The 11,943-nt window shown below is 67.1% G+C and carries 10 protein-coding genes and 1 pseudogene; 2 read left to right on the forward strand and 9 right to left on the reverse strand.

The genetic code is table 11. The features are described 5' to 3' along the window. The first annotated feature begins 187 nt into the window (after nucleotides 1-187). The gene (locus ACIBX3_RS21885; protein ID WP_397119663.1) at nucleotides 188-1,162 is read left to right on the forward strand and encodes a hypothetical protein; all 975 of its coding nucleotides are present in this window, start codon (nucleotides 188-190) and stop codon (nucleotides 1,160-1,162) included. 150 nt (nucleotides 1,163-1,312) lie between these two features. On the opposite strand, the pseudogene ACIBX3_RS21890 reads toward ACIBX3_RS21885, so the two are convergent. The 5 genes and pseudogenes from ACIBX3_RS21890 to msrA all read right to left on the reverse strand — a co-directional run. Continuing rightward, nucleotides 1,313-1,411 (reverse strand): annotated as a pseudogene (locus tag ACIBX3_RS21890) (peptide-methionine (S)-S-oxide reductase); the annotation flags it as partial. A gap of 30 nt (nucleotides 1,412-1,441) precedes the next feature. Further along, entirely contained in the window at nucleotides 1,442-1,960 is a 519-nt protein-coding gene (locus ACIBX3_RS21895) for a type II toxin-antitoxin system RelE/ParE family toxin (RefSeq protein ID WP_397119665.1), read from the reverse strand. Nucleotides 1,961-1,963: 3 nt separating this feature from the next. After that, nucleotides 1,964-2,299, reverse strand: a complete 336-nt coding sequence (locus ACIBX3_RS21900; RefSeq protein WP_397119667.1) for a type II toxin-antitoxin system prevent-host-death family antitoxin — start codon at nucleotides 2,297-2,299, stop codon at nucleotides 1,964-1,966. A 3-nt stretch (nucleotides 2,300-2,302) separates the two neighbouring features. Continuing rightward, nucleotides 2,303-3,922: a hypothetical protein gene (locus ACIBX3_RS21905; protein WP_397119669.1), complete on the reverse strand. Its 1,620-nt coding sequence runs from the start codon at nucleotides 3,920-3,922 to the stop codon at nucleotides 2,303-2,305. A gap of 323 nt (nucleotides 3,923-4,245) precedes the next feature. After that, nucleotides 4,246-4,908, reverse strand: a complete 663-nt coding sequence (msrA, locus tag ACIBX3_RS21910; RefSeq protein WP_397119671.1) for a peptide-methionine (S)-S-oxide reductase MsrA — start codon at nucleotides 4,906-4,908, stop codon at nucleotides 4,246-4,248. Nucleotides 4,909-5,031: 123 nt separating this feature from the next. On the opposite strand from msrA, the gene rarD reads away from it, so the two are divergent. Next, nucleotides 5,032-5,955 (forward strand): EamA family transporter RarD, encoded by a 924-nt coding sequence (rarD, locus tag ACIBX3_RS21915; protein WP_397119673.1) that lies wholly within the window; start codon nucleotides 5,032-5,034, stop codon nucleotides 5,953-5,955. On the opposite strand, the gene ACIBX3_RS21920 is transcribed toward rarD, so the two are convergent. Genes ACIBX3_RS21920 through nuoL form a run of 4 tightly spaced genes read right to left on the reverse strand, consistent with a single transcriptional unit; the run spans nucleotide 5,923 to nucleotide 11,940 of the window. After that, nucleotides 5,923-6,912 carry a polyprenyl synthetase family protein gene (locus ACIBX3_RS21920; protein WP_397119675.1) on the reverse strand — a complete coding sequence of 330 codons (990 nt, stop codon included), beginning with the start codon at nucleotides 6,910-6,912 and terminating at the stop codon, nucleotides 5,923-5,925. The two genes, rarD and ACIBX3_RS21920, sit on opposite strands and share 33 nt — an antisense overlap. 11 nt (nucleotides 6,913-6,923) lie before the next feature. Next, nucleotides 6,924-8,516 carry an NADH-quinone oxidoreductase subunit NuoN gene (gene nuoN, locus ACIBX3_RS21925; protein ID WP_397119677.1) on the reverse strand — a complete coding sequence of 531 codons (1,593 nt, stop codon included), beginning with the start codon at nucleotides 8,514-8,516 and terminating at the stop codon, nucleotides 6,924-6,926. Continuing rightward, nucleotides 8,513-10,075, reverse strand: coding sequence for an NADH-quinone oxidoreductase subunit M (locus tag ACIBX3_RS21930; protein ID WP_397119679.1), 1,563 nt, complete (start codon nucleotides 10,073-10,075; stop codon nucleotides 8,513-8,515). The genes nuoN and ACIBX3_RS21930 overlap by 4 nt, the downstream gene beginning before the upstream one ends. Continuing rightward, nucleotides 10,075-11,940, reverse strand: a complete 1,866-nt coding sequence (gene nuoL, locus ACIBX3_RS21935) for an NADH-quinone oxidoreductase subunit L (RefSeq protein WP_397120240.1) — start codon at nucleotides 11,938-11,940, stop codon at nucleotides 10,075-10,077. Before nuoL ends, ACIBX3_RS21930 begins: the two co-directional genes overlap by 1 nt. Nucleotides 11,941-11,943: the final 3 nt, after the last annotated feature.

An 11,943-nucleotide genomic window follows, 5' to 3' on the forward strand; every position in this document is an offset into this window, starting at 1 on the left:
ACTCTCAGAATTCGATCGGCTGCTCGACCGGAGGATCGAAACTCATCACACTCGGGGAGCGCACCCTAACGCAGAACACGGCCACGACGCCGCTGCCGCGTGGTGGCGGGCTGACGAGGAGGAGAACATGCCAAGCCGCCACATCCATCTCGTCGGAAGCTACCCAGCAGCCGACACACGTCAGGCCATGACGACCGCGGCAGGCATGGCGGGCCCGTACCTAAGGTCACTGGCGGACGGGGAGGTCGGCGCCCGCCGCAACTGGATCACGCACATCGTCGACGGCCTCCGCGAGCATCCGGACGTCGAACTGCGGACGGACGGAAACTGGTCCGACTACGACGACCGCCCCGTCTTCATGGTGAAGCGCGGACACCGGCTCACCTCCGGCTCCCTCGACCTCGGGCACGCGGCCACCGCTCGGGAAAGCTATGAGATCTTCAAGAAGATCCGCGTGGAACATCGTCTGGACGCTGTGTCGTTCCAGGTTGGGATCCCTGGCGACCTGGACCTCGCATTCTTCGCCTTCGGATCGGCCGGGACAGTCAGACACCGGGGGACTTTCCGGGACGCGCTCGCCCGGGAGATCGAGGAGATCACCGGATGGGGCGGCCAAGACGTGCTGTTCCAGCTTGAGGTGCCCGCCGAGTTGGTCATGGTGGCCACCGTGCCCAAGCCACTGAGGACGGCGGCTGCGTACTTGCTGGTCCACGGCATGGTGAAGCAGGTCTCCGCCGCACCTCCGGGCACTCGCTTCGGCGTCCACCTTTGCGTCGGCGACCTCAACAACAAGGCGCTGAAGCGATTGAGCACTGTTGCGCCTGCGGTGTCCATGGTCAACGCGCTGCTTCGGATCTGGCCGCGAGGCCGCTCGCTGGAGTACGTCCATGTTCCGCTGGCGGCGGGCGACCAGCCGCCGCCCCTGGAACCGGGCTTCTACCAACCGCTGGAATCCCTCGCGGCGTTACCCCGGGACACCAGGTTCGCCGCCGGCCTGGTCCACGAGGCTCAAGAACCGGGCGACCAGCGGAAGATCCTCCGCACTGTGGAGAGTGTCCTCTCGCGTATGGTGGACGTCTCCCCCGCCTGCGGCCTCGGCAGACGTTCGCCACAGGACGCCCGGCACGCCCTGGAAAGGGCGGTCGCACTGGCCGAATCATGATTCCGGCCCCTCGCCGAGCTCCGTGCTTGAAACCCAACCGCCGCTCTACGCTGACGCCGGCGTCCTGGCCACGCTGCAGGCGCCGGCCATCCGTCGCCCGCGCGGAGCACCTCGCTCAGCCGCCGACAGCGCCGGGCCATCTATGCAGGTCTACGCCTCGCCGGACGTCAGACCGACCGGGCAGGAGACGCCAGTGCCTCCGATGCCGCAGTACCCGTTCGGCACTTTAAAAAGATATTGCTGGTGGTAGCACTTCACTTCAGGCCATAGACGTGCGACCTAACGCGGCTTCGACCGGTACTCAGCCCACAAGTCGACCGCCTCTTGGAGATCAAGAGCGGCCATGTCCTCGCGCGCCATCCCGACCGTGTAGATCAACCGATCCGCGAGCCAATCGGGAACCGGTTCTCTAGGGGGTGCTTTCTCCACCCGAATGTGATCGGCCAGCGTGCCAAGTCGCTCGATCACCTGGCCGAGCTGGACGATCTCGGGACGGCCGGCACCCGCCTCGCGAACTCTCGCCGTCGCCTCCGCGTACACTTCCGCGTCGGCCTGCTCACCGACAGCCCACACCTCGCAGATCTCCACCCACTTGTCTTCGGTGATGCGGTAGACGACACGCCAGGTGTTGCGACCGACCACCAGCTTCCGGAAACCGGTCAGTTCCCCGCCGAGCGGGTAACCAGCCTCAGGGTTGTCCAGCAGGAGAAGGATCTTCTTGAGTACCTTGGGCACCGCGTCTGGGCCAATGCGCCGGAGGTCGTCGACCGCCGGCGCCGTGAAGACGACGTCGGACACGATTCACTCGTCGTCCGGGATGGCGGACAGCGACTCGCGAGTATGCCCGAAAGCGGCAAGCACCTCATCGAGCGAGACCCGCTCCCCCGTGTCCGTGACCGACCGGGCGAGCACAAGCGCCAGATCACGCAGATCAGCCGCCGCCTCCTCCAACTCATTGAGCCGGCGAATGCTCACCACGGCCGCCACTGGCTGATGCCGACGGGTGACCACCAGATCGGTCCCCTGCTCCGCATCAGCCACCAGGCGGGCAACGCCTCGCTGGGCCGCCTCTGTGACGCTCAGCTCAGTAGCGTCGAGCGCGTTGGCCGTGCCCAGTGAGGCGCGGCCAACACTCATCGCTTACGAGCCACGGAGCCGATCGGCGAGCTGCGCCAGGTAGAGGGAGCCAGGTGCCAGCCCCGAGCGGTTGGTCCCCTCCACATAGCCGGTCTGGTGGTTGGTGTACCAGTTCTGCCCGGTGACGATGCCGGTAGTGCCGATGGCGAAGTTCTGAGCGGTCGGTGGAGTTTGCACGCACAGCTTCTTGCCGTTGTCCACGGTGCAGTTCCACGCCACGCTGTTCACCGAGGACCAGCCATGCCCATCTCCCCTGTCTCCGCGATTGTGCAGGGCCAGGACCCAGTCGTTCTCGCTCTGGTTGGACAGTTCCTGGATGTTGTCATACAGGAGCCCCTGACTCCACCGGTGATGGCCGCCGGTCTCGTTGTAGCCGAACTTGCTGTACCCGTTCAGCCACACATTGCCAGAGCAGGTGCTCATCCCCGTGCCGATGAAGGCGTGCCGCGCATAGAACGCTATTAGGTCGTTGAAGAGAACCTGCTGGGACATGCCACCGGCGCAGAAGCTGTACCGCCTCCCTCCGATGATCTCGGAACGAGGTTGGACGGCCCGAACCCGCTGCACGGTAACCCGCGTGCTGCGCTGCACCCAGACGCCGGAGACCGAGAAGTGCAGGAGCGCGGCGTTCATGACCCACGCGTCCTCGACCCTGCTGACGAAGATGCAGCTCTGTGGGTGGTCCTCGCTAGTGCTCGACGGATCGTCCATGTCGATGCGGAGGTCCTCCACACCGACATTGCGGACGAGCCCGACCCGGTCCCAGACGTATACGTAGGACTGGGACAGGGACCGTCGCAGATCGTTGAAGACGGGGGCGCAGATGATGATGTCGTTGCCGACGATCTCCCGGATGTACCTGTTGTACATGATGGGCAGCTCCGGCGGTTGGCCGGGGGCCCAGGGAGCGTCGTTCACCACGCCCCCGCCGTTGATCGCCTCGATCCACTCCTGGGTGTGCGGGTGATAGATGATGATGTTGTCGCCGACCTTGAGGTTGGCCGTCGATGCCAGGGTGATCCGGCGCTGTCCGGTCGTGACCAGGCTGGAGGTGATGCCGGTCTTGGTGCCGGGCACCTGCGATTCCCAGCCGCCGGAGGTACCACCGACGAAGAGGACCGCGCTCCTGCTCCCGTCGCCCTTACCGGTGATGACCGTGTTGACCGACGTGTCGGCTTCCTTGCCGACCCCGCGCAACACGACACCGTCGTGCTTCATCCGGAGCGTGCCGTCGACGATGTAGTGACCGGCCTTGAGGAGCAGCGCCCCTCTGAACCCATTGGCACCGAGCGGCATCCCGCCCACCTCGTCGAGCGCGGCCTGAATGTGCGCGGTGTTGTCACCCGCGACAGGGCCGATCTCCTTGACGACTGGGACGGACGGGATCGGCGTCTGGCCATTGCGGTACCCGGCCCAGCTGAAGTCCGGGATCACCTTCCCCCGTGAATCCGGCTTGTAGACCAGCCGGCCGTCGGCGCCCGGGTAGACGAGCTGGGAATGCCATGTAGCCGCCTGCGCCGCGTCGGGGGCCAGTACGTCACGGGTCAGGGACGCGGCCGCCCCCGCGACCAAGGCCCCGCCACCGATCCTGAGCAGGCTGCGGCGCGATAGAGATCCGGGCATCGTGTGTTTCTCCTCCGAGGGGGTCCCGGCCTCAACTCTCCGACCACCGAGGCGGGGTCTGAGCTTGTCCGTTGAGCCAGGGAAAGACATACGGAGGGTAGAGGAGGGCGGTATGTTTCCCCTATATCGCCGAGGTCATCCCGAAACTGTGCACCTCGCCGATCGCGAGCCTGGGGTCCGGGTCCGGTCGATCACCAACGTGATCGACGCCGTCGCAGACTTGCGCCAGCGCCTCCTTCTTGCTTGGTCTGCACGGCATCATTACGGCCTTCCTGCGCACCGGCCGAGTCGCCCTGATCAAACTTTCTCTTATCTCCGCAGGTCTACGCCTCGCCGGAGGTCAGACCGACCGGGCAGGCGACACCCGTCCCACCGATGCCGCAGTATCCGTTCGGAACTTTAAACAAATACTGCTGGTGATAGTCCTCCGCGAAGTAGAACGGCCCGGCCTCAGCGATCTCCGTGGTGATCTCCCCGTACCCCGCCGTCTTCAGCACCCTCTGGTACGCCTCCCGCGAAGCCTCCGCCGCCTTCTGCTGCTCCGGCGAGTGGTGATAGATCGCCGAGCGATACTGCGTCCCAACGTCGTTCCCCTGTCGCATCCCCTGCGTGGGGTCGTGGGCCTCCCAGAAGACCTTCAGGAGCTCCTCGTACGACACCTTCGCCGGATCGAACACCACCCGCACGACCTCGGTGTGCCCCGTGAGCCCACTGCAGACCTCCTCGTACGTCGGGTTGGACGTGTATCCGCCCTGGTATCCGACCGCGGTTGTGACGACCCCGGGGGTCTGCCAGAACTTCCGCTCGGCGCCCCAGAAGCAGCCCAGGCCGAAGTCGGCGATCTCCAGCCCTTCGGCGTAAGGCGGGGCCAGGGGGGCGTCCAGGACCGCGTGCCGGGACGGCACGGGCATGGTCTCCGTGCGGCCCGGGAGGGCGTCCTCCGGTCGGACCATCGATGTCTTGTTGCCGCCGAACAGCCAGCCCATCGCACTACCTCCATCGGTACGCCTTCCAGCCTACATAGCCAGCAACGCTTAAGGAGGGCTACACATTTCCATATAGTGGATTCCATTTGTGATTAAAGGTGGTAATGGGCGAAGATGTGCTACATGCCTGACCTTCGGCGCGGTGCGCTCTTCGGGATCGCCGCCTACACCATGTGGGGGCTGTTCCCCCTCTACTGGCCGCTGCTCAAGCCCTCCGGAGCCGTCGAGATCCTGGCGCACCGCATGGTGTGGTCGCTGGTCGCCGTCGCCGCCGTGCTGCTCGTGCGCCGCCACTGGTCCTGGATCCGCGAGCTGGCGGGGCAACCCGGGAAGCTGGCGCTGCTCACCGTCGCCGCCATCGTCGTCACCCTCAACTGGGGCACCTACATCTACGCCGTCAACAGCGGACATGTCGTGGAGAGCGCGCTCGGCTACTTCATCAACCCGCTCGTCAGCGTGCTGTTCGGCGTGGTGCTGCTGCGTGAGCGGCTGCGGCCGCTGCAGTGGGCGGCCGTCGGGTTCGGGGCGCTCGCGGTGCTCGTGCTGACGCTCGACTACGGGCGGCTGCCGTGGATCGCGCTCACCCTGGCGGTGAGCTTCGGGGTGTACGGGCTGGTCAAGAAGAAGGCCAACGTGGCGGCCACCGAGGGCCTGGCCGTGGAGACGCTGGTGCTGCTTTTCCCTGCGCTCGGGTATCTCGCCTTCCTGCAGGCGAGCGGGGAGGCCACGTTCGCGCAGCAGGGGGTATGGCACGCCGTGCTGCTCGCCGGGGCAGGGGTCATCACGGCCGTGCCGCTGATCTGCTTCGGGGCGGCCGCCATCCGGGTGCCGCTCAGCACGATGGGGCTGCTGCAGTACATCGCACCGATCCTGCAGTTCGCGTGCGGCGTGCTGATCGCCAAGGAGACGATGCCGTCCAGCCGGTGGATCGGGTTCTCGATCGTCTGGCTGGCCCTGGCGATCTTCACGTACGACAGCATCCGGACGGCCCGCGCGGCCGCCCGGGTCAGGAAATCAGCCCGAACGCTGGACCACGTAGTCACATAGGGCCAAAAAGGCCGCGCGAGCCGGAATGTCCGGCAAGCCGGAAATGTCGAGACGGGCCCGGTCCACCCACGCCTCCAGCTCCGCCCGCGCCCGCCCCATCGCCGGATGAGCGCGCAACAGCTCCAGCGCCTCGGACACGTCCTCCTCGGCCACCGGGCCCGACAGCAGCGACGTCAGGCGCGGTGAGTCGCCGGCGGCCAGCGCGTACAGAACCGGCAGGGTCTTGATGCCCTCGCGCAGGTCGGTCCCCTGCGTCTTGCCCGACTCGGCGTCGGTGGAGGCCACGTCCAGCAGGTCGTCCCCGAGCTGCCAGGCCACGCCGATGGCCTCGCAGGCGCGGCTGAGCCGCTCCTCCACATCCGCCGGGGCGCCGGACAGCAGCGCGCCGAAGCGGCCGGACGCGGCGATGAGCGACCCCGTCTTGTCGGCCAGCACATTCAAATAGTGTGCGATCGGGTCCTCGCCGTCCCGCGGGCCGACCGTCTCGCGGATCTGGCCCTGGACGAGGCGGGAGAACGTCTGCGCCTGGATGCGGATCAGCTCCGGGCCGAGGTCGGCCAGGATGTCCGAGGCCTGGGCGAACAGGTAGTCGCCGGTGAGGATCGCCACGGTGTTGTCCCACCGGGCGTTCGCGGACGGGGAGCCCCGGCGCACCGGGGCCTCGTCCATGACGTCGTCGTGGTACAGGGAGCCCAGATGAGTCAGCTCGATGACCACCGCGCCGGGCACCACGCCCGGCGCCGACGGGTCGCCGAACTGGGCTGCCAGCAGCACCATCAGCGTGCGGAACCGCTTGCCGCCCGCTTCGATGAGGTGCTTGGACGCCTCCGTGACGAAGGCGTCCTCGCTCTCCACCGACGAGCGCAGGAGTTTCTCGACCGCGGCCAGTCCGTTGGCCACGTCCTGCGCCAACCGCTCGTCCTCAATAGGAAGGTCAACCACGGGAGGCGCAGACATAGAGATTCCCCTTATCTAATGAACAGGCTGCTAGCAGCGTCGTTGGCAACACCGAGCATGGACTCCGGGTAGAGCCCGACTCCTACGGTAACCAGCAGCGAAACAGCGATGACGGCCACGGTGCCCATACTCGGCACCGCGATCGCCGGGCCGTCGGCCGCCGGCTCGCTGAAGAACATCAGCACGATCACCCGCACGTAGAAGAACGCCGCCACCGCGGAGGCCACCACGCCCACGACGACCAGGCCGGCCATCCAGCCGCCCATCGAGTCGCCCGCCTGCGTCCCGCTGTCCAGAGCGGCGGCGAAGACGGCGTACTTGCCGAAGAAACCGCTGGTGAGCGGGATTCCGGCGAAGGCCAGCAGGAAGAAGGCGAACACGCCGGCCAGCATCGGGGCGCGCTTGCCGAGCCCGGCCCAGCGCGACAGGTGACCGGCCTCGCCGCCCGGGTCGCGCACCAGCGTGACCACCGCGAACGCGCCGACCGTAGTGATGCTGTAGACCGCCAGGTAGAACAGGATCGCCTTCAGCGAGACGGCGTTCTGCTGGGCGGTGCCGAACGTGGCCATCACGCCGACGAGCAGGAAGCCCGCGTGCGCGATGGACGAGTACGCCAGCATCCGCTTGATCTCGGTCTGCGTGATCGCCAGAACCGAGCCGACGACCATGGTGAGCGCGGCCACGACCCAGATGATCGGGCGCCAGTTCCAGTCCAGGTTGCCCAGACCCACCCAGAAAACCCGCAGCACGGCGCCGACGGCCGCGACCAGCGTGCCCGAGGCCATCAGCGCGGTGATCGGGGTCGGGGCGCCCTGGTAGACATCGGGCTTCCAGGCGTGGAACGGCGCCGCGCCGATCTTGAACAGCAGGCCCACGCCGAGCAGCGCGAGCCCGATCATCAGCAGCGGGTCGAGCCCGGTGCCTGTGGACAGCGCCTGGTTGATGCCGGGGAGCGAGACGGTGCCCGCGTACCCGTAGACCATGGCGGTGCCGTACAGGAAGAACGCCGAGGAGAACGCGCCGAGCAGGAAGTACTTCATCGACGCCTCCTGCGACAGCAGGCGGCGCCGGCGGGCCAGGCCGCACAGCAGGTACAGCGGCAGCGACATGACCTCGAGGGCCACGAACATCATCAGCAGGTCGTGCGAGGCCGGGAACAGCAGCATGCCGCCGACCGCGAACAGCACCAGCGGGTAGACCTCGGTGTGGCCGGCCCCGCCGGTCAGGGTCTCGGCCTCCTCCTCGTCGGCGCTGCCCGGCACGGCCGCGGCCGAGGCGACGAAGTGGCCCTCGTCGTTGATCAGCAGCACGCAGACGAACGACAGGACGAGGATGACGCCCCAGATGAACAACGAGGGGCCGTCCACCGCCACCGCGCCCATGGCGGCGGCCGTGGTGGACACCTGGCCGCGCAGCACCTGCACGAGGACCAGCGCGAACGCGCCGGCCAGGCTCAGCAGGGTGAGCGGTACGTGGATCGACTTGCGCAGGTAGCGCGGCGCGAACGCCTCGACGAGCACGCCGATGACGGCCGCGCCGAACACCACCAGCAGGGGCGCCAGCGTGCCGTACTCGATCGTCGGCGCTGGAATGGCGGGGTTCACTGACCTGTCCCCTTCTCAGCGATGGTGGAGACCGGCACCTTCACGTTGGCCACTGTCTCTTTCACGGACGGGTTGATCACGTCGAGCAGCGGCTTGGGGAAGAAGCCGAACCCGATGATCAGGGCGACGAGCGGGGCCAGCACCAGGACCTCGCGGGCGTTCAGGTCCTTGAACGCCTTGACCGGCTCAGCGGTCGGACCGTTCAGGGTCCGCTGCACCATCCACAGGATGTAGACGGCCGCGAGGATCACGGCCAGCGCGGAGATCACCGCGGCCACCGCCAGAGCTCCGGAGCCGTGCGCCGGGCTCTCGTACGTGCCGATCATGACCATGAACTCGCTGACGAACGATGAAAGCCCCGGCAGCGAGAGCCCGGCCAGACCGGCGACCAGGAAGAAGCCGGCCAGCAGCGGCGCGACCTTCTGCACGCCGCCGTAGTCGCCGATGAACGGCGAGCCGCGCCTGGCGATGAGGAAGCCCGCGGCCAGGAACAGCGCGCCGGTGGCGAAGCCGTGGTTGACCATGTAGAGCGCCGCGCCGGACTGCGCGATCTCCGACATGGCGAACACACCCAGCACGATGAAGCCGAAGTGCGAGATCGACGTGTACGCGATGAGCCGCTTCATGTCGGTCTGACCGATGGCCACGATGGCGCCGTAGAGGATGCTGATGACCGCCAGCACGACGATCGGCATCGTGAACGCCTTGGCCGCGTCCGGGAACAACTCCAGGCAGAAGCGCAACATCCCGAACGTGCCGACCTTGTCCAGCACGCCCACCAGCAGCACGGCGGCGCCGGCCGGAGCCTGCGCGGCCGCGTCGGGCAGCCAGGTGTGCACCGGCCACAGCGGCGCCTTGATCGCGAAGGCGATGAAGAACCCGCCGAACAGCCACTTCTGCATGGCCGGGTCCTGGATGGCCCCGATCAGCTCGGGGAACATGAACGTGCCCTTGCCCGCCACGAAGTAGAGCCCGATGACCGCGACCAGCATGAGCAGGCCGCCGAACAGCGAGTACAGCAGGAACTTGACGGCCGCGTAGGACCGCTGGGCGCCGCCGTACGACCCGATCATGAAGTACATCGGGATCAGCATGGCTTCGAAGAAGACGTAGAAGAGGAAGATGTCGGTCGCCGCGAAGACGCCGATCATCATGGTCTCCAGCACCAGCAGCAGCGAGAAGTACGTCTTCACCGACCGCTTGGGCGTGATCAGCGTGCCGTCGGCGCTCTTGACCCCGTCGGCGTCGTTCCAGGAGGCCAGCACCACGATCGGCACCAGCACCACCGACAGGGCGATCAGCACGAGCGCCACGCCGTCGACGCCGACCCCGAACTTCACACCGAAGCTGGGGATCCAGTCGTACTCGGCCTTGAACTGGAATCGCTCGCTGGACGACGGATCGTACCCGGCGGCCATGACGCCCGTGAGCACCAGCACCAGCAGCGAGACCAGCAGCGTGACCTGCTTGGCCAGCTTGTCACTGCCCTTGGGGAGCAGCGCCACCACGACGGCGCCCACCACGGGCACCGCCATGAGTATCGGAAGCCAGGGTGACATCAGAAGGTCCCAACGAGGAACAGGGCGCCGGTCAGCAGGGCGGCACCGATGAAGATGGACAGCGCGTACGTTCTGGCGAAGCCCGTCTGGAGCCGCCTGAGGCGCCCGGAGCTGCCGCCGATGCCCGCGGCCAGGCCGTTGACCAGCCCGTCGACGCCACGGTTGTCGAAGAACACCGCGATGCGGGTCAGCCACTGGCCGGGTCGCATGAACAGCGACTCGTTGAGCGCGTCACCGTACAGGTCGCGCCGGGCGAACGTGGTGACGAACGACCCACGCGGCTGCGCGGCCGGCACCTCGGCCCGCCCGTACTTCACCCACGCGAAGGCCGCACCCACGGCGACGAGCGCCAGGGTGGCGAGGCCGGGGACGCTGACGAAGTGGAAGGCGGGCGCACCACCGGGCTCGCCGCCCACCGCGGGACGCAGGAAGTCGTACAGCGTCCCGTCCATGACCAGGTAACCGCCCAGGAAGAGCGCGCCGAGCGAGAGGATCATCAGCGGCACGGTCATGACGGCCGGCGATTCGTGCGGGTGCGCGTCCTCGGCCCAGCGCTTCTGGCCGAAGAAGGTCATGAAGACCATCCGCGACATGTAGAAGCCGGTGAGGCCCGCGCCCAGCACGGCCAGCCAGCCGAGGACCTGGTTGTGCTCCATCGCGGTCTCGATGATGCCGTCCTTGGTGAAGTAGCCGGACAGCAGCGGGAAACCGATGATCGCCAGATAGCCGATGAAGAACGTGACGAAGGTCCGCGGCATGTACTTGCGCAGCCCGCCGTACTTCCGCATGTCCACTTCGTCGTTCATGCCGTGCATCACGGAACCGGCCCCGAGGAACAGGTCGGCCTTGAAGAAGCCGTGCGTGATCAGGTGACCGATCGCGAAGACGTAACCCACCGGGCCGAGGCCCGCGCCGAGCATCATGTAGCCGATCTGCGACATCGTCGAACCGGCGAGGCCCTTCTTGATGTCGTCCTTCGCACAACCGATGATCGCACCGGCGAGCAGCGTGGCCGCACCCACGATCGACACGGCGAGCGCGGCCCCCGAGCCCTCGGGGAAGAAGAACGCCCCGGACCGGACCACCAGGTAGACGCCGGCGGTGACCATGGTCGCCGCGTGGATCAGCGCCGACACCGGGGTCGGGCCTTCCATGGCGTCCAGGAGCCAGGACTGCAGCGGCAGCTGCGCGGACTTGCCGCAGGCGCCGAGGAGCAGCAGCAGGCCGATGGCCAGCGTGGTGCCGTTCTCCGCGGTGATCGGCTTCAGCTCCGCGAACGAGAGCGTGTGGTACGTGGTGAAGATGACGAACATGCCGACCAGCAGGCCGAAGTCACCGACGCGGTTGACCACGAACGCCTTCTTGGCCGCGACCGCCGCCGACGGTTTGAACTGCCAGAACCCGATCAGCAGGTAGGACGCCAGGCCGACGCCCTCCCAGCCGATGAACAGGCCCACGTAGTTGTCGGCCAGCACCAGCAGGAGCATCGCGGCCACGAACAGGTTGAGGTAGGCGAAGAACCTACGCCGGTGCTCGTCGTGCGACATGTAGCCGATCGAGTAGATGTGGATCAGCGACCCTACACCCGTGATCAGCAGGGCGAAGCTGATCGACAACGGGTCGATCAGCAGCCCCATTTTGATGTCCATGTTGGGGATGAACTCGTACAGCTCGACGGCCCGCCGGCGCTCCATCTCGCCGAACCCTCGGAGCTCCAGGAACGCCAGCACCGCCACGACGAACGAGGCGAGGGACATGGCCACGCCCAGCAGGTGGCCCCAGCGGTTCGTGAACCGGCCGAGCACCAACAGGATGAACGCCCCCAGCAACGGGAAGGCGATCATCAGCCAGGCGCTTCCGATCATGCC

It is taken from the genome of Nonomuraea sp. NPDC049480, assembly GCF_044465905.1.
Lineage (GTDB): Bacteria > Actinomycetota > Actinomycetes > Streptosporangiales > Streptosporangiaceae > Nonomuraea.